Annotated in this window: 26 protein-coding genes; 15 read left to right on the top strand and 11 right to left on the bottom strand. The window is 71.0% G+C overall.

The features are described 5' to 3' along the window. Positions 1-144: 144 nt before the first annotated feature. From LCE31_RS14710 to LCE31_RS14700, 3 genes are read right to left on the bottom strand one after another with little or no spacing between them, the layout of a single operon-like run. Positions 145-963, bottom strand: coding sequence for an aminotransferase class IV (locus tag LCE31_RS14710; protein ID WP_225014701.1), 819 nt, complete (start codon positions 961-963; stop codon positions 145-147). Further along, on the bottom strand, positions 960-3,086 hold the full coding sequence (gene pabB / locus LCE31_RS14705; RefSeq protein ID WP_225014700.1) for an aminodeoxychorismate synthase component I: 2,127 nt from the start codon (positions 3,084-3,086) through the stop codon (positions 960-962). Before pabB ends, LCE31_RS14710 begins: the two co-directional genes overlap by 4 nt. 44 nt (positions 3,087-3,130) lie before the next feature. Continuing rightward, a complete protein-coding gene (locus LCE31_RS14700) occupies positions 3,131-4,633 on the bottom strand; it encodes a carboxylesterase/lipase family protein (protein WP_225014699.1) in 1,503 nt (500 codons plus the stop codon). A 306-nt stretch (positions 4,634-4,939) separates the two neighbouring features. Between LCE31_RS14700 and LCE31_RS14695 the strand changes: the two genes are divergently transcribed. The 12 genes from LCE31_RS14695 (at position 4,940) to LCE31_RS14645 (ending at position 16,430) form a co-directional block, all read left to right on the top strand. Continuing rightward, a complete protein-coding gene (locus LCE31_RS14695; protein ID WP_225014698.1) occupies positions 4,940-6,355 on the top strand; it encodes an NAD(P)/FAD-dependent oxidoreductase in 1,416 nt (471 codons plus the stop codon). A gap of 270 nt (positions 6,356-6,625) precedes the next feature. Next, complete coding sequence (locus LCE31_RS40420) at positions 6,626-6,751, top strand: hypothetical protein (protein ID WP_263631851.1); 126 nt, start codon at positions 6,626-6,628, stop codon at positions 6,749-6,751. A 135-nt stretch (positions 6,752-6,886) separates the two neighbouring features. Beyond that, positions 6,887-7,753 (top strand): diiron oxygenase, encoded by an 867-nt coding sequence (locus LCE31_RS14690; protein WP_225014697.1) that lies wholly within the window; start codon positions 6,887-6,889, stop codon positions 7,751-7,753. Further along, positions 7,753-8,595: a hypothetical protein gene (locus LCE31_RS14685; protein ID WP_225014696.1), complete on the top strand. Its 843-nt coding sequence runs from the start codon at positions 7,753-7,755 to the stop codon at positions 8,593-8,595. Before LCE31_RS14690 ends, LCE31_RS14685 begins: the two co-directional genes overlap by 1 nt. Then, positions 8,592-9,008 carry a holo-ACP synthase gene (locus LCE31_RS14680; RefSeq protein ID WP_225014695.1) on the top strand — a complete coding sequence of 139 codons (417 nt, stop codon included), beginning with the start codon at positions 8,592-8,594 and terminating at the stop codon, positions 9,006-9,008. The genes LCE31_RS14685 and LCE31_RS14680 overlap by 4 nt, the downstream gene beginning before the upstream one ends. Further along, positions 8,989-9,228 (top strand): phosphopantetheine-binding protein, encoded by a 240-nt coding sequence (locus LCE31_RS14675; protein ID WP_225014694.1) that lies wholly within the window; start codon positions 8,989-8,991, stop codon positions 9,226-9,228. Before LCE31_RS14680 ends, LCE31_RS14675 begins: the two co-directional genes overlap by 20 nt. 23 nt (positions 9,229-9,251) lie before the next feature. Beyond that, positions 9,252-10,079, top strand: coding sequence for a class I SAM-dependent methyltransferase (locus LCE31_RS14670; protein ID WP_225014693.1), 828 nt, complete (start codon positions 9,252-9,254; stop codon positions 10,077-10,079). Positions 10,080-10,222: 143 nt separating this feature from the next. Continuing rightward, positions 10,223-11,803 carry an ANL family adenylate-forming protein gene (locus tag LCE31_RS14665; RefSeq protein ID WP_225014692.1) on the top strand — a complete coding sequence of 527 codons (1,581 nt, stop codon included), beginning with the start codon at positions 10,223-10,225 and terminating at the stop codon, positions 11,801-11,803. Between the two features lie 39 nt (positions 11,804-11,842). Then, positions 11,843-13,090, top strand: a complete 1,248-nt coding sequence (hemA, locus tag LCE31_RS14660) for a 5-aminolevulinate synthase (protein ID WP_225014691.1) — start codon at positions 11,843-11,845, stop codon at positions 13,088-13,090. Beyond that, positions 13,087-14,613, top strand: coding sequence for a long-chain-fatty-acid--CoA ligase (locus tag LCE31_RS14655; RefSeq protein ID WP_225014690.1), 1,527 nt, complete (start codon positions 13,087-13,089; stop codon positions 14,611-14,613). The genes hemA and LCE31_RS14655 overlap by 4 nt, the downstream gene beginning before the upstream one ends. 27 nt (positions 14,614-14,640) lie before the next feature. Continuing rightward, positions 14,641-15,666, top strand: a complete 1,026-nt coding sequence (locus tag LCE31_RS14650) for a ParB/RepB/Spo0J family partition protein (protein WP_225014689.1) — start codon at positions 14,641-14,643, stop codon at positions 15,664-15,666. Continuing rightward, the gene (locus LCE31_RS14645; RefSeq protein WP_225014688.1) at positions 15,663-16,430 is read left to right on the top strand and encodes a PIG-L deacetylase family protein; all 768 of its coding nucleotides are present in this window, start codon (positions 15,663-15,665) and stop codon (positions 16,428-16,430) included. The genes LCE31_RS14650 and LCE31_RS14645 overlap by 4 nt, the downstream gene beginning before the upstream one ends. A 103-nt stretch (positions 16,431-16,533) precedes the next feature. On the opposite strand, the gene LCE31_RS14640 is transcribed toward LCE31_RS14645, so the two are convergent. Both LCE31_RS14640 and LCE31_RS14635 read right to left on the bottom strand, forming a co-directional pair. Next, positions 16,534-17,391 (bottom strand): SCO6745 family protein, encoded by an 858-nt coding sequence (locus tag LCE31_RS14640; RefSeq protein ID WP_225014687.1) that lies wholly within the window; start codon positions 17,389-17,391, stop codon positions 16,534-16,536. 539 nt (positions 17,392-17,930) lie between these two features. Continuing rightward, positions 17,931-18,755, bottom strand: coding sequence for an SDR family NAD(P)-dependent oxidoreductase (locus tag LCE31_RS14635; protein ID WP_225014686.1), 825 nt, complete (start codon positions 18,753-18,755; stop codon positions 17,931-17,933). A 255-nt stretch (positions 18,756-19,010) separates the two neighbouring features. Here LCE31_RS14635 and LCE31_RS14630 point away from each other — a divergent pair, with 255 nt between their 5' ends. The 3 genes from LCE31_RS14630 (at position 19,011) to thpR (ending at position 20,688) form a co-directional block, all read left to right on the top strand. Continuing rightward, complete coding sequence (locus LCE31_RS14630) at positions 19,011-19,718, top strand: hypothetical protein (protein WP_225014685.1); 708 nt, start codon at positions 19,011-19,013, stop codon at positions 19,716-19,718. A gap of 55 nt (positions 19,719-19,773) precedes the next feature. Continuing rightward, positions 19,774-19,950, top strand: coding sequence for a hypothetical protein (locus LCE31_RS14625; protein WP_225014684.1), 177 nt, complete (start codon positions 19,774-19,776; stop codon positions 19,948-19,950). A 150-nt stretch (positions 19,951-20,100) separates the two neighbouring features. Next, a complete protein-coding gene (gene thpR, locus LCE31_RS14620; RefSeq protein WP_225014683.1) occupies positions 20,101-20,688 on the top strand; it encodes an RNA 2',3'-cyclic phosphodiesterase in 588 nt (195 codons plus the stop codon). Between the two features lie 172 nt (positions 20,689-20,860). Here the strand turns inward: thpR and LCE31_RS14615 are convergent, their stop codons facing one another. The 6 genes from LCE31_RS14615 to LCE31_RS14590 all read right to left on the bottom strand — a co-directional run. Then, a complete protein-coding gene (locus LCE31_RS14615) occupies positions 20,861-21,691 on the bottom strand; it encodes a siderophore-interacting protein (protein WP_225014682.1) in 831 nt (276 codons plus the stop codon). 192 nt (positions 21,692-21,883) lie between these two features. Then, complete coding sequence (locus tag LCE31_RS14610) at positions 21,884-23,635, bottom strand: IlvD/Edd family dehydratase (RefSeq protein ID WP_225014681.1); 1,752 nt, start codon at positions 23,633-23,635, stop codon at positions 21,884-21,886. Then, positions 23,632-24,573 (bottom strand): dihydrodipicolinate synthase family protein, encoded by a 942-nt coding sequence (locus LCE31_RS14605; protein WP_225014680.1) that lies wholly within the window; start codon positions 24,571-24,573, stop codon positions 23,632-23,634. Before LCE31_RS14605 ends, LCE31_RS14610 begins: the two co-directional genes overlap by 4 nt. Before the next feature lie 7 nt (positions 24,574-24,580). Continuing rightward, complete coding sequence (locus LCE31_RS14600) at positions 24,581-25,264, bottom strand: GntR family transcriptional regulator (protein ID WP_374118469.1); 684 nt, start codon at positions 25,262-25,264, stop codon at positions 24,581-24,583. 439 nt (positions 25,265-25,703) lie between these two features. Further along, on the bottom strand, positions 25,704-26,690 hold the full coding sequence (locus LCE31_RS14595) for a GNAT family N-acetyltransferase (RefSeq protein WP_225014679.1): 987 nt from the start codon (positions 26,688-26,690) through the stop codon (positions 25,704-25,706). Then, on the bottom strand, positions 26,691-26,910 hold a 220-nt coding region (locus LCE31_RS14590), incomplete at its 5' end, for a hypothetical protein (RefSeq protein WP_225014678.1). It abuts the gene before it with no gap.

Below are 26,910 nucleotides of genomic sequence, written 5' to 3'. Positions count from 1 at the left end.
CAAGCGTCAGCGACTCGGGGGCAGGCTCGGGCAGCGGTTGCATGGTGAGTACGGTAGCACACAGTACGAGAGTTCGGGATGGCCGAACTATGAGCAGGAGCAACCGCCGTCACAGGCGGCAACTCGCTTTGCGGGCACCTCGGTTCATCGACGGGCGGGCTCCTGGCCCCGGTCGGCCGCCAGCGCCTCCAGCCGTGCCTGCCACCTTCGCGCCCGCGAAGCCGGCCCGGGCCGCATCCCGGATGATCCGACCCATTCACGCACCGGCCGGATGCCGTGCAGGGCGTTGACCGTCCAGGTTTCGAGCCCTGCCAGGTCCTCCGGGCGGGGGCACGCGTGGGCGACGGGCGTCCCGGAGGCGGTGGCGAGCCGCAGGACGGCCTCCCGGGTGACGCTGGGAAGCAGATCAAGGCGTTCCGCGTCGGGCGCGTACAGGGTGTCGCCCTGCCACCACAGCAGACTGGTCGTCGTCCCTTCGATCAGCCGCCCGTCCGCGGACAGGAGGACCGCCTCATCCGCGCCCCGCCGCTGGGCCGCCGACCGCACGTCCGCCAGCCAGTCCAGGTCGGGGCCCTTCACCCGGGGGTGCCCGCGCCGGTCGTCACCGTCGTAGACCCAGGCCCGGACGGTCTCGGCACGGGGCGGCGCCGGCCTGAGCCACAGATGGAAGACCGGCTCGCCGCCGACGGCGGCGAGTTCGACGCGGGGGAACCACCGGCCGTCGCCGGGGACGAGGCACACCGCGGCGCGAAGGAAGGCCGAGGTACGTTCCCGCGGCACGGAGAACAGTGCGACGCAGGACGTGGCGAACCGGTCGAAGTGCGCGCCGAGGTCGACGACTTCGCCGTCGGCCACCAGCCAGGAGTCGATGACGTCCACGCCGCCGCCGGTCGGCACCTCCGTGAACCTCCCGCTCGACGCGGACCAGGACCAGCGCCGGCTGAGGGTTCCTTCGGCGCTCACACCGGGCGCCGGCTGGTGTGCGAGGGCGCGGGCGGCAGGGCCCGCAGTGAGGCGCTGGCCTTGAGGAGCATCTCGTCCAGCTCGCCCTGCGGGCTGGAGTCGAGGACGATGGCGCCGCCGGCCCCGATGCTCAGCTCGTCGCGGTAGCGGACGGCGGTCCTGATCACGATGTTGAGATCGGCCGTTCCGGTCAGCCCGAGGAAGCCCAGTGTGCCCGAGTAGACGCCCCGCGCCTCCGTTTCGAGGCCGTCGATGATCTCCATGGTGCGCAGCTTCGGCGCACCGGTCATCGATCCGCCGGGGAAGCAGTGGCGCACACACTCCACGGCGCTGATCTCCGGTCGCAGAACTCCCCTTACGGTGGAGACCAGTTGGTGCACCGTGGCGTAGGACTCCACTGCCATGAACCGCGGTACGCCGACACTGCCGATCTCGCAGACGCGGCCCAGGTCGTTGCGCAGCAGGTCGACGATCATGAGGTTCTCGGCGCGCGTCTTGCTGCTGCTGGCGAGCTCCGCCGCGAGTTCCGCGTCCTGGGCCGGGTCCGACCCGCGGGGCGCCGTTCCCTTGATGGGCTTCGTCTCCACCACCCGATCGGCGTCAATCTTGAGGAACCGTTCCGGCGACGAGCTGAAGACCGTGACGTCACCGAGCCGCAGCAGCGCCCCGTACGGCGCCGGGTTGGACGCGCGCAGCCTGCGGTAGTACTCCAGGTCGTCGCCGTCGAAGGGGACCCTGACCTTGTTGGTCAGGCATATCTCGTAGCTCTCCCCCGCGACGAGCTGGCGCCGGCACTCCTCGATGTCGCGGACGTAGCCCTGCGGGTCCCGGGACAGCGACGGGCCCGGATCGGCGGTGTCGCTCGCCGCCTCGGCGGCGCCCGTCCGCCCCTCTTCCCCGGCTCCGGCCGCGCCGAGCAGCGCGACCAGAAAGGCGGCGGTGTCGTCGATCCACGCCTGAGCGGCTTTCCTTGCATCCGGGTCGCCGCGGTGCAGCGCGATCACATAGGTGAGTTCACGCTCGTGGTCGACGGCGATCAGGCGGTCGGCGAACATCCAGGCCGCGTCGGGGGTTTCGGCGCTGTACCGGTTGTCCGAGCCGAGATCGCCCTTCAACTCGTAGCCGAGGTAGCCGACATAGCCGCCCGTGAAGTCGAACGGCATGCCCGCGCCGGTCATCCGGCGCTCGCTCAGGCGGCGGTCCAGGATGTCGAAGATGGTGCCGGCCTCCGTGTGCACGCCCTGCCCGTCCCGTACGACCACGGCCTGGTCGGCGAGGCGGTAGGTCAGTACCTCGCTGAGCGGTCCCGAGGCGTCGCCGAGGAAGGAGAAGCGCGAGAGTCCCGGCTCGACGCGGCTGCTGTCGAGCCAGAAGGCGTACTCGGAGCGCCCGAACAGCTGCGTGTAGGCCGCTTCGGTGTTGACGGCGCCGGGGACGGTGACTTCGAGGAGCTGGTAGGCGTCGTCCCCGGCCCGGGGCGCCGGCCGGGCGGGCGCCGGTGGCTTGCGTGTCCGGTCACGGGGAGTGTGTCCGCTCTCCCCCGCACCGGCGAGCGTGAGGTCCCTGAAGTTGGCGACGATCTCGCGGCCGTACTCCGAGGCGATGGACTCGGGGTGGAACTGGACGCCCCACTGGGGCCGTTGGCGGTGCCTGATCGCCATGACGACACCGTCCTCCGCCCATGCCGTGGCCTCGATCGTGCCGGGCAGGGGCTCTTCGCAGCACAGCGAGTGGTAGCGCACGGCGGTGAAGTCCTGCGGGATGCCCCTGAACAGGCCGTCGCCCGTGTGCCGGACCGTGGTGAGATGGCCGTGCCGCGGCCTGGGGGCGCGGTCGACGTTCGCGCCGGCGCCGAAGGCGATCGCCTGGTGGCCGAGGCACACCCCGAGCACCGGCAGACCGGTCCTGGCGAGGAGGGAGGGGACATGGCCCAGGTCGCGCGCCGTCCGCGGGCTTCCGGGACCGGGTGAGACCACGATGTTGTCGAACTCCGCGAGGTCCAGCGTGGTCAGGACCGGGTCGTCGTTCCGCAGAACGACCGGATCGCTGCCGTTCACCTCGGCTATCAGCTGGAAGAGATTGAACGTGTACGAGTCGTAATTGTCGATGATCAAGCTACGCATCGGGATACTCCCAGACGGGACGCCGGAACGCGGCGTCGGCACGGTCACCTGTGAGAGGCAGGGCTTGTGCGGTGGGCGTCCCAGGCCGCGCGGTGGTATTCACGAGGGTCCCTCTCGACTCGCCGGGAGCTGTCGAAAATCATGACAGAGCGGCTTTCGTCGTCATAGCGGGGCCAGCCGGCGTCACCGGTCGTGGCGAATTGCACCCAGCTTCGGCGCAGGGCGCGGCCGAGATCGGCGGGGGCGTCGGGACCGACCTGGGGGGCGAACGCCGGATCGTCGAGCTGGTCGAAGAGGAAGGGAACCTCAAGGAAGTGCGCCGCGCCGTAGCAGCCGTCGAAAGCGGGAGACTCCTGCCAGGCGAATTCGTAGGCGAACGTATTGCCGCCCGATTCGGCGTGCAGCTTGGTGAGTTCGATCGTGGGGCCGCGCCAGATCCAGTTGGTGACCGTTTCGGCGAGCTGCTCTCCGATCGGCAGGTGGCCGTACAGGGAGTCGGCGGCGGCACGGCATTCGTCCGGCACGTCGTACGCCTTCCGCGCGTCGAGTACGTCCTGCTCCGTGGCGGAGGTGAACTGCCCGTTGCGCATCAGGAAGTACCGGGACTCGTCGCGATTGGTGCCGATCAGGAGATCGACGGAGGCGGGAATGCGCTCGCTCAGCGCGGAGTCGGTGAACAGGGTGCCGTCCACCACCGGCATGTAGGGGCTGAACCAGTACGTGTACGGGTGCCAGCGGGCGGCGTCGCGGAAGCGGACGTCCAGGGCGCGGTGGCGACGGCCCAGCAGCTCCTTGAGCGGGATGTCGCGCAGGTCGGTCCCGATGTTCATGTCGGCGAGGACGCGCTCGGCGACCTCGCGTCCCTCGTCCGCCTCGGCCACCAGCGTGGGGCACGGGCTCTGCAGGATGGCCCGGTGGATGAGCCCCTCCCCCGCGACGGTCTTGGCGATCGCCGCGATGATGGCACTGCCGGACGAGTTGCCGAAGACGGTGACCGCGTCCGGGTCGCCGCCGAAGGCCGCGATGTTGTCCCGCACCCAGCGCAGGGCGGCGACCACGTCGAGCATGCCGGCGTTCGTGGTGCCGCCCGGCAGGGACAGGAATCCGTCCACGCCGAGGCGGTAGTTCATCGCGACGACGACAACGCCCTCGCGCGCGAAGACCGACCCGTCGGCCCGGGGGGTGGAGGCGCCGCCCGAGCTGTAGCCGCCCGCGTGCACCCAGACCATGACGGGCAGCCGCGCCGCCCCGGCGTCGGGCGTGTAGACGTTGAGGCTCAGGCAGTCGGTCTCCCACGGGTAGAGGGGAGTGGCGTCCACGAGCGAGTACGTCGGGGGCTGCGGCGCGCACGGCCCGAACTCGAAGGCTTCGAGCACCCCGTCCCACGGTCGCGGAGGCCGGGGCGGTTTGAAGCGGTTGTCACCGTAGGGCTCCGCCGCGTACGGGATTCCCTTGAACGAGACGACACCCTCACGCACCTTGCCGGCCACCACGCCCGAGGTCGTGGTCACCAGAACCGGCTTCGTCGCGTTCTCGTGTGTGGTCACTGCTGATCCTTTCCGGATATCTCCCGCACCGGGCCGCCGCGGGCCGAATCCTGAAGAGAAGAGGGGTGCCTCATATTCCCGGAAGTGGATGACCGCATTCAGTCACCGCGGCGGCGGGACGGCCCTTCCCCGCACCGGGCCGCGCCGATCACCATAACCGTACGGCCGGGCCCACAGACGGCCGCGGAACAAGTGGAGGATGGCCACATGTGGCCACCCTCTTCCGGTTGTTGCGGGTTTCGACAGCCGATACATAGCGTCTCCTGCGTCCGAAGTTGGACATCAACCCGAGACGAGGAATCGGTAATGGGGGAACATACCCAAGTACTGGTGATCGGCGGCGGCCCGGCCGGCAGCACAGCCGCCGGACTCCTTGCACGACAGGGCATCCAGGTCACTCTGCTGGAAAGCTCGACCTTTCCGCGATACCACATCGGCGAGTCGATCCTGCCTTCGGTTCTTCCGGTACTCGACCTGCTCGGCGTCCGGGAGAAGATCGACAACTACGGCTTCGTCCGCAAGGACGGCGCGTACTTCGAGTGGGGCCCGGAGAACTGGGACCTCAACTTCGACCACCTCACAGGACCGGGCCGCTACAGCTACCAGGTGATCCGATCCGAATTCGATCACATTCTGCTGGAAAACGCCGGTGAACTCGGCGCGAACATACGACAGGCGGTGCGGGTCACCGAGATCGAATTCGACGACGGCAGGCCGGTCAAGGCCCACTGGGCCTCCACCGCCGACCGGTCGGTCACCGGTGAGATCACCTTCGACTTCCTGGTGGACGCGTCCGGCAGGGCCGGTGTGATGGCCACCAAATACCTCAAGAACCGCCACTACCAGGAAGCGTTCAAGAACGTCGCGGTGTGGTCCTACTGGCGCGGTGTCAAACCGCTGGACGTGGGCCCGGCGGGCGCGATCGCGGTCTGCTCGGTTCCCTACGGCTGGTTCTGGTCGATTCCGCTGCACGACGGCACGCAGTCGGTCGGCCTGGTCGCCAAGAGGTCGACGTTCGCCGCGGAGCGGGAGCGGCTCGGCGGGATCGAGGAGGTCTACTTCGACGCCCTCGCCCAGTGCCCCCGTATCGCCGACTCGGTGGAGGGCGCGGAGCGGCTGCCCGAGTTCAAGGTCGAGCAGGACTACTCGTACACCTCGGAGCGGTTCACCGGCCCGGGCTACCTGATGGTCGGCGACGCCGCCTGCTTCCTGGACCCGCTGCTGTCCACGGGCGTGCACCTGGCCACCTTCAGCGCGCTGCTGGCCGCCGCGGCCATCTCCGCCGTCGTGGAGGGCGACCTGTCGGAGGAGGAGGCCACCGGGTTCTTCTCCAAGGCGTACCGGCAGGCGTACGAGCGGCTGCTGGTCGTGGTGTCGTTCTTCTACAAGAGCTACAACCGCGAGTCGCAGTTCTTCGAGGCCGACAAGCTGACCCGGCGCGAACGGCACATGCTCAACCTGTACGAGTCCTTCCTCCACATCGTGACCGGGGTCGAGGACCTGAGCGACTCCCGGGACGGCAGCTCGGCGCTCGACAGGGTGGCCGAACGCATCCACGCCCAGGGCGACAGCAAGACCGAGGGCGGCGTACTCGCCGGCCACAACGAGGCGATGAACTCGATGCCGTCCTCGCCGGACAAGGCGGTGGGTGGCCTGTATCTGGAGATGCAGCCGAGGCTGCGCATCCGGCGGCTGGCCGAACCGGCCGTCGAGACGGAGTGACCTCCGGGGGATCGCCCCGTTCCTGTTCCTGATCGGCCGGGAACCCGCCCGCCGTCCACCGCGCCGGGGTACCGCCGCCGTCCTGCACCACGGCGGCTCGCCGACCGGCCCGGCGTTCGGTGTGCCGCGGCCCGTGCCGGCCGAGTGGCAGACGAGACGGAGGGCCGTGCGCAAACCGTACGTGGTGGCGCCGGTCGGGCTGCTCGCGGCTCGGCGCGGCGTACCTTCTGCTGCCGGTCCGAGCGGGGGTTGTACTCGCTGAGGGTGCTCATGGCGGTGGTGACCACCGCGATGGCGGGACCCCTGCTCCGCGCTCTGTACCCCGCCCGGCTGGTCACGACGGACCGGAGCCGGGCCGCCGAGCCGGTCCCGGTCCGCACACCGGTCCGCACCTGACGGGCGGACGACAGCAACGGGCGTACGTACGGCGGCACACGGCGCGAACAGGCACGGCACACACCACCGCACAGCACAGCACGGCAGGCACGGCGCCACGGCACGGCACACATGATCTCGAATGGAGTGGCACTCATGGTCAGCGAGCTGATCAATACCGACAAACGATTCCTGGAGATCCTCGACCGGCTGACCAACAAGTCGATCGACGACTACTACAACCCCTACCGGCTGTTCGAGTGGCCGGAGCGCCTGCCCGAGGACATGTGGTGGATGACACCGGAGCTGACCGCCACTCACGGCACCTCCGTCGCCGAGCGCCTGACCGAACAACAGCTGCACACTCTCTCCAAGTTCGAGAGCATCAACTTCTACAGCCTGAACGTGCACGGCATCCGGGAACTGCTCATCGAGGTCACCCGACGCATCCACACCCGGGGATTCGAGACGCCGTCGGAGTTCTTCCACCACTTCATCGGTGAGGAGAACGAGCACATGTGGTTCTTCGCCGAGTTCTGCCTGCGCTACGGCAAGAAGATCTACCGGCAGCCCGCCGGGGCGAGTGCGGAGATCCCCAAGTCGGAGGTCGAGAGCCTGCTGGTCTTCGTACGCATCCTGATCTTCGAGGAGCTGGTCGACCACTTCAACTCCCGGATGGCCCTGGACGACCGGCTGCACGAGACCATCCGGGCCATCAACCGCATCCACCACCAGGACGAGTCCCGGCACATCGCGTTCGGCCGCGAGCTGGTCACCGCGCTCTTCACCGACGTGCAGCGCACGTCGACCGAGCAGGAGCTGGCCGACATCGCCGACTACGTGCGCCGGTACATGACGTACAGCATCGAGTCGCTGTTCAACCCGCACGTCTACCGGGACGCGGGACTCGCCGACCCGCTGGCCGTGCGCGAGGAGCTGCTGGCCTCGCCCGCGCGGGTGGCGTACGAGCAGAGCATCTTCCGCAAGACGTCCAAATTCCTCGAAAAGATAGGGATCATCTGATGGCGCCGCGTACCGCGCCGGTCACACACACGGGCGCACTGGCCATCCTCGATCCGGACCAGACCGATCTGCTCCGCGAGCTGGACGGTGTGTTCACCGGCTGGGGCCGGGCCGCGGGGGCCCGGGAGATCCTGCCGCCCCCGATGTATCCGGTGTCGGATCTGGAGAAGTTCGATGTCTACCAGAACTTCCCGCAACTCGCCCTGGTGGCTGCCTCGCTGGAGCTGGCCGGCGGTCCGCCCGAGCCGGCGGACGGCCGGTTTCCCACGGCCGCGCTGGAGGAGGCCAGGCTCGGCCTGCCGCACGCCACCTGCTTCGGCGCCTACCTGTTCTACGAGGGCGCCGAGCTCACCCAGGACACCCTGGTGACCCTGGTGAACCGGTGCTTCCGCAACGAGGACCACTACGTCCCGCTGCGCCGTCTCGCCAGCTTCCAGATGCGGGAGATCGTGGCGCTCGGCTCCTACGAGCACACCCAGCGGGTTCTGGCCGCCTTCACCGAGCGGATCACCGCGTTCGGCGCGGAGCTGGGGCTCGGCCTGAACCGGCTCGCGGCGTCGGACCCGTTCTTCGAGAACGACGGCGCGCGCGCCCTGATGTCCAGGCTCAGCCCGGTCAAGTACGAGTTCCAGGCGGGCGACCTGGCCATCGCGTCGGTCAACACCCACCGCAACTTCTTCGGTGAACGCTGCGGCATCCGGCTGGCCGGCGGCTCCGGCCACGCCTTCACCAGCTGCGTGGCGTTCGGTCTCGAACGCTGGCTCGCCGTCCTGCTGGACGCACACGGCGGCGCCGTCGAGGCGCGCGCGGCGGTACGGGACGCCGCCGCGCGCGTCACATGACGGTGGCGGGCCGGGTCGGCATCGACATGGTCCCCTTCGGCCGGGTCCGCGACCTGGTACGGGACGGGCCCCTGCTGGCCCGCATGCTCTCCCCCGAGGAGATCGAGCTCTCCCACGGCACCGAGGGACCGGACATCCCGGGTATCGCGGGCCGGCTGGCCGCGAAGGAAGCGGTGTTCAAACTGTTCCACGCGCCCGGCCAGACCCTGCCGTGGCGCGGCATCGAGATCCTCACCGCCGACGGCGGATGGCCGGTCGTCCGGCTGGCGGGCCGGGCCGCGGAGCTGGCGGAGCGCGCAGGCATCGAGGACATCTCGGTCAGCATCACCCACGACGACCCCTGTGCCGTGGCCGTGGCGTTCACGGCCTGCGACCCACACAACAGGAGTGCAGATGGCAGCGACAGGCATTGACGAAGTCCGCAACTGGATTCTGAAGCGGCATCCGGAGCGGCAGACCATCGACAGCGAGGAGAACCTCATCGAGACCCGTCTGGTCGACTCGCTGACCTTCGTCGAGCTGGTCTACGTGATCGAGAACGCCACCGGCGTGGAGATCGATTTCGACAACATCGACATCCAGGACTTCCAGACCCTGGCCGCCATCGAAAAAGCCTTCTTCATCGCGGCCTGACACACACCTGAAGGGAAGCACCCATGGAAGCCGTCTCATACACGTCCCAGTGGACAGCCGCGGCACGGGCGTTGGAGACCGAACGCGGCGACCGGGCGATCTTCGCGGACCCCCACGCCCGTGCGCTGGCCGCGCCCCGCGGATTCGAGCTGCTGGAGAAGAACCGGGGCAGCGGGCTCATCCCGTTCATCGCCATCCGCACCCGGTACCTGGACGAGGGCATCCAGCAGATCCTCGCCGACAACGACATCCAGCAGATCGTGTTCGTCGCCGCCGGCATGGACACCCGGCCGTTCCGGCTCGGCTGGCCGGACGACGCGACCGTGTACGAAGTCGACTTCCCTGCCCTGCTCGAGGAGAAGCGCCGCCGGCTGGGCAAGCTGTCCGCGCGGCCGCGGGTGACGCGCAAGGAGGTGGCGGTCGACCTGCGGAAGGAGTGGCTGCCCAAGCTCGAAGCGGCCGGATTCGACCGCGGCAGGCCCACCCTGTGGGTCGTCGAGGGGCTGATGTTCTTCCTCACCGAGGAGCAGGCGACCAACCTGCTGCGCACTCTCGGCTCGGCCTCGGCCCCCGGCAGCTGGCTGGGGGTGGACTTCGTCAGCAAGGCGCTGCTGCGCAGCCCGTTCTCCCGGGACTTCCGCCGCAACCTGACGGAGGACGGCACTCCCTGGCTGTTCGGCACCGACGAGCCGGAGGAGTATCTCGCCTCGGTCGGCTGGAAGGCGCGCGACGTCAAGGAGCCGGGTGAGGCGAGCACCGCGCACGAGGACTGGCCCTTCGAGGTGCAGCCCCGCGACCGGAAGGGGCCCTCGCGCAGCTGGCTGGTGCGGGCCGAGTTCGCGGGCAGCTGAGCGCGGCGCCCCGGTCGAGGAGCCCCTGACGGCGAACCCCCGGGGGCCGCTCGCGAGGGGGCCACCGCCGGCTCTGCACACCTCCGGTCCCGCCCGGGACCGCCTGTCAGCGAAATGAATCCGTGTCGGAGGGAGAGATCAGTATGGCGACCGACGGTCGCGCGTGGTGGACGGCAGCGGGCGGTTACGTCGCCGAGCTGCTCTCCGTCCTCGCGAAGGAGCCGGGAGCACCGGTGCTGCACTACCGCGGTTCCTGGATCACCGGGGGCGCGTACGTGCGCACGGTGACCGGGACCCACCGGGCCCTGCACGAGTGCGGTGTGGGACACGGCACGGTCGTCGGCGTGCTCACCGCGCCGAACAGCCCCGACATCCTCGCGGTGCGGCACGCCGCCCATCTGCTGCGGGCGGCGGTCGGCCACCTGAGGTCGACCAATCCGGGGTCGAGTGCGGCGATGCTGGGGATCGAGGACCAGCTGGACATCCTCCGGACCACCGGGGCGGCGGTGCTGTACTGCGACCGGGACAGCGCCGGCCGGGCGGCCGAGCTCGCGCGGCGGGCCGGTCTCCCGCTGATCGGCCCCGGCGTGCCGGGCGCGCGGCAGGTCGCGCCGGGGGACGACCCGGGCCCGGCAGAACCTGTGCCCTGGTCGCCCGGGGATCTCGCCGCCATCGCGTTCACCAGTGGCAGCACCGGGCGGCCCAAGGGCATCAGGAAGTCTCGACGGGCCTGGGACAGCGTGGTGTACGGCACGATCGCCCAGGGCCGGGAGGCCGAGCGGATCACGGCCCTGGTCGGCACCCCGCTGGCCCAGACGGTCGCGCAACTCGCCGACGCCGCGCTGATCGACGGGGGCCGGCTGGTGCTGCTTGAGGAGTTCGAACCTGAGGCCTGGCTCCGTGCGGCGCGCGAGCACAACGCGACCAGGACCTTCATGGCCACGAGCCATCTGTACCGGATCATCGACCGCCTTCAGGAGCAGGGGCTGCGGGACGCGGCGGCCGCCGGCCTGGCCGGCCTGAGCCGCCTCGACTACGCGGGGAGCCCGGCGGCGCCCGCCCGGCTCGCGGAGGCGGTCGACCTGTTCGGCCCCAGCCTGTACCAGCAGTACGGGACCTCCGAGACCGCCAGGATCTGCAACCTGCTGCCGGAGGAGCACGCCGATCCAGAGCTGCGGGCAACGGTGGGACGGCCGTTTCCCGGTGTGGAGATCAGTGTCAGCGACCTGGAGACGGGCGCCGAACTCGGCGCGGGGCAGGCCGGCGAGGTGCGGGTCCGCTCCCCGCATGTCATGGACGGCTATGTCGACGCGGCGCTGACCGCGCGGGTGCTCCGCGACGGCTGGTATCACACCGGCGACATCGGGTTCATCGACGAGCACGGCCGGCTGCATCTGCTGGACCGGGTCGCCGATGTGGTCAAGGTCGACGGCGTCAAGGTGTATCCCACGGTGATCGAGCGCGCCACCCTGACGCTCCCCGGCATCACCCAGGCGGTCGTCTACGGGTTCCTCGGCGAGGACGGCCTTGAGCATCTGCACGCGGCGATCACACTGCGCCGCGGCGCCTCGGTGAGCATCGACGAGGTGCGCGGGCACATCGGCAACATCCTCTCGCCCGCGCACGTCCCCGAGACCGTGCTGGTCCTCGACGAAGTCCCCCTGAACGCCGCTGGAAAGCCCGACAAACCGCGCCTGCGACTGCGGCACACCTCGCACGCGTGAGAGCAGACGGAGCCACAACCCACAACGGAGTCGGAGAACATGCCAACGCATCTGGAACACTTCACGGCCGAGCTGGCCCCGGCGGGGACCCCCACACGTGAATTCCTTGAGATCAGCAGACGAGCCGGGCACTTCCCGAGCGCCATGGCACGGGTACCCGACGGCGAGACCGAGGTGAGTGTCTGGTGCAGCAACGACTACCTCGGTATGGGACAGCATCCGATGGTGCTGGCGGCCGTGCACGACGCGGTCGCCAAGTTCGGTGCGGGTTCCGGCGGTTCACGCAACATCGGCGGCACGAACCACCAGCATGTCGCGCTGGAGCACGAGCTCGCCGACTGGCACGGCAAGGACGCGGCGCTGCTGTTCGCCTCCGGCTACACCGCCAACGACGGTGCGCTCACGGTGCTCGCGGGGACCCCGGCCGACACCGTCGTCTTCTCGGACGCGCTGAACCACGCCTCGATCATCGACGGGCTGCGGCACAGCGGCGCGACCAAGCGGATCTTCCGGCACAGCGATGTCGGGCACCTTGAGCAGTTGCTCGCCGAGACCGACCCGGAGCTGCCGAAGCTGATCGTGCTGGAGTCGGTCTACTCGATGTCGGGCGATGTCGCCCCGCTCGCCGAGATAGCCGACCTGGCGGAGCGGTTCGGCGCGACCACGTTCCTCGACGAGGTGCACGCGATCGGCATGTACGGGCCGCAGGGCGCGGGCATCGCGGCACGTCTGGGCATCGCCGACCGCTTCGACGTGATCATGGGAACGCTCGCCAAGGGGCTCGGGACGGTGGGCGGCTACATCGCGGGGCCCCGCGACCTCATCGACTACGTCAGGAGCACGTCCCGGGCGTTCGTGTTCACCACTTCGCTGCCGCCGGCCACGGCGGCGGGCGCGCTCGCCGCGGTGCGGCACCTGCGCGGGTCCGAGGCGGAGCGGGGACGGCTCCTCGAAAACGCCCAACTGCTGCACCGGCTGCTCGACGAGGCCGGCATCCCCTTCAAGTCCACCGACTCGCACATCGTCTCCGCGGTCGTCGGCGACGACGCGCTGTGCAAGGAGGCGTCGGCACTGCTGCTCGCCCGGCACCGCATGTACGTGCAGGCGATCAACGCCCCCAGCGTGCCCGCGGGTGAGGAACTGCTGCGGATCGCGCCCTCCGCCACCCACACCACGTCGGACGTGCGCAAGTTCGCCGAGGCGCTCGCAGGGATCTGGCTCGACCTCGGTATACCCACCGTCTCCGAGCGGAAGGGGACGTCCACGGCCGTAAGGGAAGCGGTGTGACCCGACCCTTGGCCGCCGTGCTCGCCGACACAGCGGCACGGCGGCCGGACGCGCCGGCGGTGGTCTTCGAATCCGCCACCCTCACCTACCGGCTGCTGTGGGAGCGCGCCCTCTCCTGCGCCGCCGGCCTGCGCGCGCACGGGATCGGGCCGGGCGACCGCGTCGCGATACTGCTGCCCAACACCCCGGAGTTTCCCGTCGCCTACTACGGGGCCATCGCGCTGGGCGCCACCGTGGTCCCGATGAACACGCAACTGCGCTGCGAAGAGATCGAGTTCGTACTCACCGACAGTGGCGCGCGAGCGCTGATCTGCGCCCCGGCGACCGTGAGCGAGGGCGCGAAGGCGGCTGCCGCCGCCGACGTCACCCTGTTCACGACCGGCGACGGCGGCACCGAGGGGATACGGCTCGATCCACACCAGCCCGTTCCCCGGGGCGCCGGGTACTTCCCCAGCTCCCCCGACGACATCGCGGCGATCCTGTACACCTCCGGCACCACCGGCCGCCCCAAGGGCGCCATGCTCACACACCGCAACATCGTCACCAACATCGAGGTCACGGCCGTCTCCCCGTTCGCCACCGAGCCCGACGACGTACTGCTGTGCGCTCTCCCGCTGTCCCACACCTTCGGCCAGACCTGCATCATGAGCGTCGCCTTCCATGTCGGCGCGGCCGTCGTCCTGATGGCCAGATTCACCGCGGCCGCCGCCGCGGAACTGATGGCGCGACACGCCTGCACCGTGTTCATGGGCGTGCCGACGATGTATCACGCACTGCTTGAGGCGGCCGGCGACGGCACCCGCGCGCCCCGGCTGCGCCGGGCGTACAGCGGCGGTTCGGCTCTGGCGGTACCGGTCCTCGAACGGGTCCAGGAGGTGTTCGGCTGCCAGGTGTACGAGGGGTACGGGCTGACCGAGACCTCCCCGTGCGTCGCCTACAACCACCCGGGGCGGCCCACGCGGGCGGGCACGGTCGGGACCCCGATCGCCGGGGTCGAGGTCGGCATCGCCCGTGCGGCACGAGAGGACCGGATCGACCTGCTGCCCGCGGGCGAGGTCGGAGAAGTGGTGATCCGCGGCCACAACGTCATGTCCGGATACCTCGGCCTGCCCGAGGAGACGGCCGCTGCCCTCGTCGACGGCTGGTTCCGCTCGGGCGACCTGGGCGTGCTGGAGGCGGACGGCATGCTGCGGCTGGTCGACCGGAAGAAGGACGTCATCCTCCGGGGCGGCTACAACGTCTACCCCCGCGAGGTCGAGGAGGTCCTGCTGCGGCATCCCGCCGTCGCGCAGACGGCCGTGATCGGGCTCCCGGACGACCGTCTGGGCGAGGAGGTATGCGCGGTCGTGGTGGTCCGGCCCGGTATCGCGCGGGACCCCGCGCTGGCCGCCGATGTCGTCGCGTGGAGCCGCGACCGGCTGGCCGGCTACAAGTATCCGCGCCGTGTCGAGTTCACGGAGACCCTGCCCACGGGTCCCAGCGGAAAGGTACTCAAACTCTCGCTGGTGCAGCTCTATTCATAACGCGGGAGTGCGCATTGGGGAGGTCGCGTGCAGGAAACGCCCAGGAGATCCGCGGTGCGGCAGCGCGCGGAGCGTCAAGAGGAGCCATATCTCCCCGATGCCGGGGAGGTCGATGTGCCGGGGCTCAGATTCGGCAGATCGCTGCGCATTCCCGAGGAGGACACCGAACACACCAGGGCCCTGGCGGAGATCGCCGCGGAACTGCTGCCGCCGATCATCGTCCACCGTCCGACCATGACCGTCATCGACGGCCTCCACCGCAGCCGGGCGGCGCTCCTGCGCGGCGAGAACGTGATCAGGGCCCGGTTCTTCGACGGTACCGCCGAGGAGGCCTTCCTCCTTTCGGTCCGCGCGAACCGGGCCCATGGGCTGCCCCTTTCCCTCTCCGAGCGCAAGGCGGCGGCGGCCAGGCTGATCACGATGTTCCCCGACCGGTCGGACCGTTGCATCGCGGGGGCGGCCGGCCTCTCCGACAAGACGGTCGCCAGGCTCCGTTCAACCTCGGAAGTTCCGCGGCCGAACGCGCGCACGGGTACGGACGAGCGCAGGCGGCCCGCCGACGGCGCCGAGCGGCGCAGGCTCGCGGCCCGGCTCCTCGCCCTCGAACCCCGTACGTCCCTGCGGCACGTGGCCGGCGAGGTGGGCCTCTCCCCCGCGACCGTCCTGGACGTCCGCAGGCGGATGGCGCGGGGAGAGGACCCGGTGCCCACCGGGTCGGCCCGCACCGGAGTCCTCAGCAGTGTGCCGTGCCGGCCCGCGCCCGCCTCGCGGGACCCGGAGCCCGACCCCGGGCCGGTCCTGCGGCAGCTCCGCGACGATCCGGCCCTCAGATCCTCCGAAGCGGGCCGCGACCTGCTTCGCTGGCTGCACGCCCATGCGCCCGGCCGTGAGGGGTGCATGGCGTTGATGACCAACTCCCCACCGCACTGCCGTGACCGAATCGCCGACCTCGCGGAGATCTACGCCGCGGAGTGGTACGCGTTGGCCGGGAGGCTGCGTGAGCGGTCGGGTGACTCCTGGCTGGAACCCGAGAAGAGAGGAAGTGCGTCGTGACGTCTCCCCGCAAGAAGCTCGCGCCCGTGACGGAGAACTGGCAGACCGGTCTCGCCCTGGTCGCGCACCCCGACGACCTTGAATACGGAGCCGCCTCCGCGATCGCGCGCTGGACCGCGCAGGGCAAGAAGATCTCCTACTGCCTGGTGACCAGCGGGGAGGCCGGTATCGACGGAATGGCGCCGGACGAGGCAAGGCCGGTCCGGGAGGCGGAACAGCACGCGTCCGCCGCGATCGTCGGTGTCGACACCGTCTCGTTCCTCGGCTTCCCGGACGGCGTCCTGGAGTACGGGCTGCCGCTGCGGCGCGCCATCGCGCGGGAGATCCGCGTCCGCCGTCCCGAGATGGTGATAACCAACAACCTCCATGACACCTGGGACGCCGAGGAGTTGGGCAGGGAGCACGCTCCGCTCAACCACGCAGACCACACCGCCACCGGCCGGGCGATCATCGACGCGGTCCGTGACGCCGCCAACCGGTGGGTCTTCACCGACCTCCTCGACGAGGGCCTGGAACCGTGGGGCGGTGTGCGCCAGGTCCTCGTCGCACACTCCCCGCTGGCCGAGCACGGTGTCGATGTCACGGAGTCCTTCGACAGCGGTGTGGCCTCGCTGAACGCGCACGAGGCGTACATCAAGGGCCTCGGCCGGGCGGATTTCGACCCGGCCGAGTTCCTGGAGTCCCTGGGCCGGCGGGCGGGCACCTACTTCGGCTCCAAGCTCGCGACCTCCTTCGAGGTCATCAGGTTCGCCTCCGACGACTGACCCCCGGCCTGCGGCCCCGGAGGTCGGCGACGCCTGCTTGGCCGGACCGGCACCGCCGTCGCGGAGCCCGGCCGCGACCGGCCCGGCCCCGCGACGGCGGTGGTCAATGCTTGAAGAACACCCCTTCGGCCGGCAGACAGCCCGCGGCTACCAGCGACTTGGACAACTCGCCGCCGATCTCGGCCAACCGCCGCGCGCCCTCGTCCCCGAGAACGCGCCAGGGCCCCGCGGCCATCCGGTCGGTGTCCTCCTCCACCCGCGCACGCAACGCCGCGCCCTGCTCGGTGATGTCACCGGCCGCGTCGACGATCCCGCGCACGCGCAGTTCCTCGATCGCGTCGTTCCACTGCTCCTTCGACCAGCCGCGGTGGGACTGCGCGAACGACGGCAGGAAGCCGGCGTGGGTCGCGGAGTGGCTCACCATGGACTGGAGTCCGCCGAGACCGGCGTTGACCAGAGCGGCGATGTGCCCGTCGCCCCGGTGTTCGCGCAAGGTGGCCAGTCCGTGCCACAGCACCATGTGCGGTTCGTCCGGCCAGTCCAGTTCCTGGTGCGACGCCGCCAGCGGGCGTCCCTCGGTGTCCGCGCTCAGCGTGGCGCGCCGCGCGAGTTCCGCGGCCTCCGCGACCCGGGGCGAAGCGAGTACCTCGGAGCCCAGCATCCGGTGGAGTGCGCGATCCGCCGCCACGAGACGGGCCTCGATCACCTTGGCCGGGCTCGCCAGCTCCCAGGCCCTGGGAATGTTCTCCCGAACCCGGTCCGGGTGGAAGTTGTAGAAGGTCGCATGGACCACCGAGGCGGGCACCGCGCCCATGGGCGCAGCCCTGCCACCGAAATAGCACATCACGCCGGGTTCGAGACCGGCGGCGCCCAGCTCCTCGTCGCATTCCGGAGCGAAATACACCATGGCCGCGTAGACTTGGAGCTGCCGCATCGCCAGGCCGATCGCTTTGTCATCCATACCGGAAGGCTATCCTCAGCTATTTTGAATTGTCGCCCTTGATGCCCAGTCAAACACTGAACGCGATTGAACACCCGAAAAACACTCATCGATACGGCGAAACGTCGCCCTGACAAAAGCGCCGGGAATAACCGGAGCTGTCACCGGGGCCGGCCCGTGCCGTCGTCGAAGGCGCGGATGGGCGGGATACGAGGAGACGCGGACGTACGGAGAGGCGCGCCGGTGTGAGGCGGGCGGCGGCAGCGGGGCGCGGTCCCGGTGGGAGCGACGCGATCCACGCAGGCCGGTGCCGGGACCGTGCGAGGTGCTGAGCCGGTACGGGGCGGGCCCACGGGACGCGCTGTCACCGCGCACTCGCGCGGCCAAGAGGGCGATGTTACGGGGCCGTTGGCCCTGAACGGCGCCGGGCGACGCGATCAGGCGCTGAGCCCGACCGCGTCCGGGGCCGGACGGGGCGTCTCACCCTCCGACGGGTCGACGCCGACTCGTGCCCGACGGGCGGCTCGGCGTCTTTCCGCTCACTCGGCCGGGGCCGTCCGTCACGCGACCGGGTCGCCGGGCCCGGTGGCGCCGAACCCGAGGACGCGGGCCCTGGGGTCCTTCGCCACGGCCTCGGCCAGTGCGTCCAGGTCGTCCCTGGCGTGGATGAACCGCCCGTGCAGGACGTCGTACCGCCCGGAAACCAGGGCTGCCACCATCTTCGCGCCCACGGTGACGGGCAGGAACGCCGTGTCGGGTATGTCGTCGTAGTCCGGGCGCTGCTCGGTCATGGCGGTGCGCACCATGCCGGGGTTGATGTCGAGCACGACGACCCCGCGGCCGGCGGTCTCGTGCGCGAGGGCGCCGGTGAACCGTGCCAGTGCGGCCTTGGACGCCGCCAGCCCGCTGAAGGTGGCCACGGAGTCGTCCCGGACCGCCACCCTGGTGTTGATGTTGACCACGTACCCGTGGCCCCGTTCGAGCATGGCCGGGACCATCCTGCGGCAAAAGAGCATGGGCCCGCGCACATTGGTCGTCATGACCTCCCACCAGTCGTCCGGATCGGTCTCGGCGAAGGGGCCGAACCGCCCGGCGTAACCGGCGTTGTTGACGAGGACATCGACGTGCCCGAAGCGCTTCTCCACGGTATCGCAGCAGTGTTCGACATTCTCCGGGTTGGAGACGTCTCCCGTCACCGAGACGACCTCGCCCCCCATCCGTTCGATGTTTTCCGCCGTGACGGACAGATCGGCCGACAACTTGTCGACAAGGCCGAGGTGATAACCGTGCTTGGCCAACGTGATGGAGATCTGCCGACCGATTCCGCGGGCCGCTCCTGTTACCAGCGCGACTTTGCCGGTGTCCGCGCTTCCGACTCCGAACAATTCGCCCTCCTTCGGGGTGTGGGCATGCGACCCGACGGTATGGGCACCGCGCGGTGTTGTCGATCTGTTCAAGCACGGCGGCCCGTCTCCCCGGCGGCCGGTACCCTGAGGCCCGCGCGCGGGCGGGCGTGGTGCCGCTTCCCGCGGGGCGTACCCGGATAGTTTTCTCCGACCGGCCGGTTGGCCGACAGGCCGACAACCGCTGCCGGCCGACAACTGCTGCCTACTGCCTGCCCAAACGCTCCGGAGGTTGTGATGGAACCGCTTGACGCCCGGTTCGCCGACGCACGGGAGTTGTACGCCCGTGCCCGAGACGAACTGGCGGCCGCCGCCGTGCACAACGAGTTCGTGGATCTGGTGGAGGCCGGGGCGGCGCCGCGCGAGCGGCTGTTCGAGCTGGCCGCGGAGGAGTCGTTCTTCGTACGCAGCGACCGGCGCAGCTTCTCTCTGGCCGCTGCGCGGTTCGGGGCCGACGACGTGGCCGCGGAGCTCTTCCTCGGCCTGGCCCAGGGAGAGTCGCGGGCCCTGGAACTGCTGGCCCGGCTGACGTCGGCGCTCACCGGGACGGGCGCACGGACGGCCCCGGCGGAGGGCGATCCGGGCCAGGACCGGCCGGCCGGATGGCGGCCCTCCCCTGTCGCACGGGGATACCCCCACTATCTCGGCTGGCTGGTCACGTTCGGGACGCGCAGCGAGCTGGCCCTGGCGCTGCTGGTGAACTTCGGCTTCTGGGGCGGCTATTGCGCGCGCCTGGCGGAGGCGCTACCGAGGCGGTACGGCGTGAGCGGCGGTGACGTGGAGTTCTTCACGTTCTTCTCGGCACTGCCGCCAGGGTTCGAGGAACAGGCCGGACGCCTTCTCCAGGCGGGCCTGGACGCGGGAGAGGACCCTTCTGCGGCGCTGGAGGCGGCACGGATGATGCAGGCGTACGAGTCGGCGTTCTGGCAGTGGCTGGCCCGGTGAGACGAACGCGCCCCCGGCCCGCGCCTACACCAGGGAACTCGTACCGGACGGCTCGGTGCCGGCCGGGGTCTTCAGCTGGGTCAGGGCCGCGGTGGCGAGTGCGGTGATTCCGGTCTCCAAGGAATCCGACGAGCGCTACGAGGAACTCTCACGGAAGTACACCGCGCTGCTCGCGGACTCCGCCGAGGGCGAGCCGCCCGACGACGAGCGGCGCCGCCCGGAAACACGCTGAGCGCCCGGCGCACGGGCACTTGAGCGCCGCCTGCGACGGAGCCGGCGGACGTACGGACATCGGCCCGCGGCGGGCCCGCGCGCTCGCGACGCCTGCCCTCGGACGGACGCGGTTTCCCCCACGCGGCGGGCGTGCGGTACGAAGTCGGATGTGAACGAACAGCCCCAGCCTCCGACCGTACGCGTGTTCATCGCCCTCGCCCCGCCCGACCGGGCGAAGGAGGAACTGGACCGGGAACTGGGCCGGGCCCGGGCCGCCCACCCCCGACTGCGGTGGAACCGCATCGAGGACTGGCACATCACCCTGGCCTTCCTCGGGGAGCTGCCGGCCTGCACCGTCCCTCTCCTGCGCGCGCCGCTCGCCGCCCTCGCGGCGGACCACGAACCGTTCCCGCTGGCCCTGCGCGGCAGCGGCACGTTCGACGGCCGGGTGCTGTGGAGCGGCCTGGACGGCGATCTCGACGCGATGCGCCTGCTGGCCGAGGGGGTGCGCTCCGTGGTGAAGAGCCGCGGTGTCGCCTTCGCGGACCGGCCCTTGCGGCCCCATCTGACGCTGGCTCGCGCGCGACGGGGCGACCAGTCCTCGGTCGAGGGGATCGCCGAGGGGATCGCGGACTTCACCGGCAGCACGTGGCCCGCCGAACGTCTGCATCTGGTCGGCAGCAACGCGGGCCGCGGCCCGGAACCGATCCGCTACCGCGACATCGAGGCGTGGCCCCTCGGCCACGGGAAAGCGTAGGGGCCGACCGTTCGGCCCCTACGGTCGCGGGCCGACAGGCAGGGCCCGCGCGTCTGCGTGCTCGACGGGGCGTCTCCCGCCGGGGGCACCGTGCTCGACGGGGCGTCTCCCGCCGGGAACAGGGTGCTCGACGAGCGCCGTCTCCCGCCGGAGGCACCGCGCCCCTTCGCGATCAGGCCACCACCGCCGCCGCCTTCGCCCGGTCGTGCTTCCAGAAGCCGGAGAAGGTGATGCGCTCCTTCGGCAGACCCGATCGGTGCACATGGCGGCGGCCCTCCGTGGCCAGCGTCGATTCACCGACCACGAAGGCGTATCCGGACCCGTCGAAGTCCTGGTGCCCGCGGAGTTCCTCCAGGGCGGCGGCGCCCGGTACCGCGCCGGGGTCGTCGCGCACGACCCAGGTCACCCGGACGCCGTCGGGTGCGTCGAGGGCGCGCCGGTCGCCGGCCGTCGGGATCTCCTGGATGACGCGCCCGACGGTGTCGCGCGGCAGCGAGCGCAGGATGCCCGCGGTCGCCGGCAGCCCGCTCTCGTCGGCGACCACCACCACCTCCGTGGCGTCGCCTGGGCAGTCGAAGATGATCCCCTGGTCGAGCAGGGCCATGGGATCGCCGGGGCGGGTGGCGCACGCCCAGATCGCCGCGGCGCCCGCGGGTTCTCCCGAAGGGTCGCAGTGCACGACGAAGTCGATGTCCATCTCGGCGGCGCCGGGACGGAAGCCGGCCACCGTGTAGTTGGCGCAGTGCGGCCGTTCGCCCTCGGGGATGGCCAGGTACGACTTCCACCAGGTGTCGCCGGTCAGCTCGGGAAGGACGAACCGCTCCTGGTGCGGCCGTCGATGGAACAGCCGGAACCAGTGGTCGTAGCCCTGCCACGGGAAGCCACCGAAGCCGGCTCCGGTGACCGTCACACGCTGGATGGACGGGGAGAGGCGCACGCTCCGCACCACTTCGCCGCGGAACAGGCCGGGCTGCTTCGGCATGAGCCTGGAGGTCTTCGTCATGAAGGAAGGTTAGCCTAAGCTAAGTCGATGTCCAGCTCGGGCCGCGCCCTCGTCCGGCGCCGCGACCCGTCCGGCGCCGCTCCCCCGCCCGGCGCCGCGACCCGTCCGGCGCCGCGGCGGCGGCGATGCCACCGACCGGAAGGCACCGGAGATGGGCTGTGTGCTGGTGCCGGAGGAGCCCGGTGGCCCGGATCAGTGCGGGTCGGGCTCCGGGTTGTGTCCGGGCCTGGCCAGGAAGTCGAAGTCGCAGCCCGCGTCCGCCTGGGTGATGTGAGCGGCGTACAGCGCCCCGTAGCCGCGTTGGAAGCGGGGTGCGGGCGGCTGCCAGGCGGCGCGGCGGCGCCGGAGCTCCTCGTCGTGCACCTCAAGGGTCAGCAGCCGGTTCGGCACGTCCAGGGTGATCAGGTCCCCGGTGCGCACCAGGGCGAGCGGCCCGCCCGCGTGCGCCTCAGGGGCGACGTGCAGGACACAGGTGCCGTAACTGGTGCCGCTCATACGGGCGTCGGAGACGCGCACCAGGTCCTGGACTCCGCGTTCGAGGAGGTACGCGGGGATCGGCAGCATGCCGTACTCGGGCATGCCGGGCCCGCCGAGCGGTCCCGCGCCGCGCAGCACGAGCACGGTGTCCTCGGTGATGCCGAGCGCCGGGTCGTCGATCCGGCTCTTGAGCTCGGGGTAGGAGTCGAACACCACGGCGGGACCGGTGTGGGTGAGCAGCCTCGGGTCCGCCGCCAGGTGTTTGATCACCGCCCGCCCGGGTGCGAGGTTGCCGCCCAGCACCGCGACTCCGCCCTCGGACGCGACCGGGTCCGCGCGGGTGCGGATCACCTTGGGGTCCAGGATCTCGGCGCCCGCGTAGTAGGAGGAGAACGGTTCGCCGGTCACGGTGGTCCTGTCCGGGTGCAACGCGCCCGGGACGTGCGCCAGTTCCGCCAGCAGCGCCGGGAGGCCGCCCGCGTAGTGGAAGTCCTCCATGAGGTACGTGCCGACCGGCCGTACGTCCGCGAGCACCGGCACCCGGGCGCCGATGGCGTCGAAGTCCTCCAGCGAGAACGCGACCCCGGCCCGGCCCGCCATCGCGATCAGGTGGATCAGCGCGTTGGTGGAGCCGCCGAGGGCGAGCACCGCGGCGGCGGCGTCCTCGAACGCCTCGCGGGTGAGCACCTTCGCCGGTGTCAGCCCCTCGCGTACGAGCCCCACCGCACGGGCCCCGGAGGCGGCGGCCATCCTGAGGTGGGCGCTGTCCACGGCCGGGATGGCGGAGGAGCCGGGCAGCGCGAGGCCGAGCGCCTCGGCGGCGGCCGTCATGGTGGAGGCGGTGCCCATCGTCATGCAGTGGCCCGGTGAGCGGGCGAGTCCGCGTTCGACCCCGGCCAGCTCGCACTCGTCGATCCGGCCCGCCCGGTACTCGTCCCAGTACGACCACAGGTCGGTGCCGCTGCCCAGCGTCCGGCCGCGGTGGTGGCCGCGCAGCATCGGCCCGGACGGGACGACGAGCGCCGGCAGCGCGGCGCTCGCGGCGCCCATCACCAGGGCAGGTACGGTCTTGTCGCAGCCGCCCATCAGCACCGCGCCATCCACCGGGTAGGACCGCAGCAGCTCCTCGGCCTCCATGGCCAGCAGGTTGCGGTAGAGCATGGGCGTCGGCTTCTGGAAGGTCTCCGACATGGTGGAGACCGGGAACTCCAGCGGGAAGCCGCCCGCCTGCCACACTCCGCGTTTGACCTGCTCGGCGCGCTCCCGCAGGTGCATGTGGCAGGGGTTGATGTCCGACCAGGGGTTCAGGATCGCGATGACCGGCTTGCCCAGGTGCTCCTCGGGCAGGTAGCCAAGCTGCCGCATCCGCGAGCGGTGGCTGAAGGCGCGCAGTCCGCCGCCGGTCGCGCCCTCGCCGAACCACGCGGCGCTGCGCAGCGCGAGCTGTCCGTTCCCGTCGTCACTCACAGCCAGTCGCCCTCCCGCCAGGCGGACAGCAGCCCGGCGATCCGCGCCCGCACGTCCTCGGGCAGTACGCGGGACGGCGGCCGGACCGCCGCTCCGCACAGGCCCAGTTGGGCCAGCGCCTCCTTGACCACACTCACGTTGTCCGCCGACGCGTCGGCCGCCCGCAGTTCCTCGAAGGGGCGTACGGTCTCCCACACCGTCATCGCCCTGGTGAAGTCGCCACCGCGCAGCGCGTCCAGCAGTGCGCGGGACAGCCGGGGCGCCACGTTGACCAGGCCGGAGGTGAAGCCGGTCGCGCCCACCGCCCAGTAGCCGGGCGTGGACAGCTCGGCCAGGCCCGCGATCCAGGCGAAGCGCTCAAGACCGGCGTCCCGCGCGACCGAGGCGAAGCGCACCGGGTCGGGGACGGCGTACTTGACGGCGACGATGTTCGGGCTGTGGTCGGCGAGGGCACGGATCTGCGCCCCGGAGACGCGCGGGTCGCGCACGTAGAGCACCACGCCGAGTTCGGGTACGGAGTCGGCGATGGCGCGGTGGTAGTCGATCCAGCCCTCGGCGGACCGGTAGGGGTGCACCGGCTGGTGCACCATCACCGAGCCGGCTCCGGCGTCCCGGGCGTGCCGGGCCGCCGCGACCGCGCCCGCGATGTCGAGCCCGACCCCGGCCACCACCTCGGCCCGGCCCGCGACGGCGGCCACGGCCGACTCCACGGCCCGCCGCGTCTCGGCGGCGCTGAGGGCGTAGAACTCGCCGGTGTTGCCGTTGGGGGTGACCACCTCGACGCCATTGCCGGCCAGGCGGTGGATCAGCGCTGCGTGGGTGTCCCAGTCCACACTGCCGTCTCCGAGGAAGGGTGTGACGGGGATGGCCACCACCGTGGACAGTCTCCCCCGCAGGCCGTCGAGAGAGGTCGGGCTGTGGTGTGTGTCCACGGTCATCTGCGGGCTACTCCGTTTCGCTCTCGGGGAAGTTGCGTGCCACGAAGGCGCTGATGTGGCCGCGCATCAGGGTCCGTACGAGGCCGGAGTCGCCGGCCCCGGCGGCCGCCAGGATCTCGCGGTGCTCGCGGGCCTCCCGCTCCCACGACGGCCGCCGGGCCCAGGCCGCGCTGGAGACCAGCGCCGTCTGGTCCCGCAGTTCGTCCAGGGCCTTCACCAGCAGCGGGTTGCCGCACCCTGCGTAAAGGGCCCGGTGGAAGGCGCGGTTGGCGAGTGAACGGTCGGCGGCGTCCCCGGCCTTGTCGGCGGCGTCCAGGGCGGCTTCGGCCTCTTCCGCCACGCGGCCGGACCCCGTGGCGCGGCCGGCGGCCACCGGCTCAAGCAGCAGCCGCATGTCGTACACCGCGCGCGCCAGGGCCGGGTCCACCCTGCGGACGGTGACCCCCTTGTAGGGGAGCATCACCACCAGGCCAGAACCGGCCAGTGTCTTCAGCGCCTCACGGACGGGGGTCTTGGACACCCCCATCCGCTCGGCCAGTTCGGTCTCCACCAGGGCCTGGCCCTGGGCGAGTTCGCCGGTCAGGATCGCGTGCCTGATGGACTCCAGAACCGCCTCGGTACGCGAGGGCGGCAGCGAGGGCGGCGGCACTCCTGGCCGGGGGCTGCCGTGCGGCGCGAGGCTGTCGGCCACTGCGAACTCCTGCGGTGCGATCGGGACGGTGAGTCCGCCGCTGCGATGCGAACGACGCCCTCGTCGTCCCCTGCCTGATCCGGTGCGGGCGCCGGCCCAGCCGTACCACCCGCGAGGACGTGCCACCGGCGGCCGACTCAGCGACACGTTCGTATATCGCGTATGAACCACGCCCTTTGACGGCTCACGGTAGGGTCGCCCGGAGAAACCGTCAACGGTGCGCGCACGGCTCACTTCATTCCACGCCAAAACCCGTCCCTGATAAGGCACTCCACCGATTCGCCCAACAGGTCCCGGGTTTCGCGACGCGCCCGAAGGCAGATGCGCGATGCCCTGACACGCATCGGACGCACTCGCACCTCCGGCCGTGCCCTCGCCATGTCATATATGAGGGGCCGTACGGAGCGGCCGTACGAGGCGGTCTTCGCGCACCGCGGCCCTATTCCAGCGGTGCGGAGAAGATGAGCCGGGTCTCCGTGTTGCGGTATCCGGCACGGGTGAACGCCGCCGCCATCGGGCGGTTGCCGAGGTCCGTCGTGGCGGTGACGCGCTCCGCCCCGGCCGCGGCCTGGAAGCGGGTGATGGCGGCGAGGATCTCGGACACGTAGCCGCGACCGCGCAGTTCGGGAACGACACCGAGGTAGCCGACGTTGCGGCTGTACGGAGTCGCCGAGGGGATCGCGAGACCGGCCAGGGTGCCGTCAGGGGTGTACGCGAGGGACCACCACTCCCGCCTGCCGGGCCGGTCGAGGTAGAACTCCAGGCTCTCGCGGGCCGCCGCCTCAGGGCCCCTGGCCGCCTCGCTCTCCCGGGTGTGGGCGTCGAGCGTGCCCTCGGCCACGCGCACCATCGCGGCGAGGAAGACGTCGTCGTCCGGTTCCGGCGTAAACACCAGCCGCGCGGGCTCCGCGGGCAGCGGCGCCTCGGGCGTCCACTCGAATTGCAGGCGTTCCACCTCGACGGTCAGTCCGGCGCGGTGAGCGGCTTCCTGGCGCCAGGCCACGGCGGCGGCATGATCGGGGTCGTCCCGCCAAGCGCCGGGCAGCCGCAGGAGGTTGTACAGCGGCAGGGTCTCGGCGCCCGCCGCACGGAAGGCCCGATGCCCCGCGTCCACCAGCGCGGCGGCCAGAGCGGCCTTCTCCTCAGCGGGTGCTTCGTCGGTTGTCGCGAGGCAGTCGAGCGCGATCGGGTGGGCGCTGTCGCTCTGCCCCCACCACACGGCACGGGCCAGAAGCCGGCCGTCCGGGCTCCGGGCGGCCCAGGTCCACTCCGAGCGGTACCGCCGCCGGGCGGCCTCGGCCCGGTAGGCGTCGGCGGACAGGCGCCACACGGGTTCACGGGAGGTGAGGGCAAGGACGTCGTCGAGTTCCGTGCCAGGGTGCGACACGGCGGACAGACGAGGAACAGCACTGCTGGGAGAGGTCATTCAGGCACCTTTCAGGCGCGAGGACACCGGCTTGCGGCGCAAGGTCGTGGCAACGGAGAACGGGGCTGGCGGCCGGGCCGCCGAGCGCCGACGGTCACACGTCATGGCCGGCACGCGTACGGCCGTCGGCGCTGAGCGATCTTTCCAAACGCCTTCGGGCTGGGCAACGGCAATACCCGGCCCGGTGGTTCCCGTACGCGCCATCGCGTCGCCCGGCGCG

This window comes from Streptomyces sp. 8L (genome assembly GCF_020176795.1).
Lineage (GTDB): Bacteria > Actinomycetota > Actinomycetes > Streptomycetales > Streptomycetaceae > Streptomyces.
This window is presented reverse-complemented; position numbering and strand designations above follow the sequence as displayed.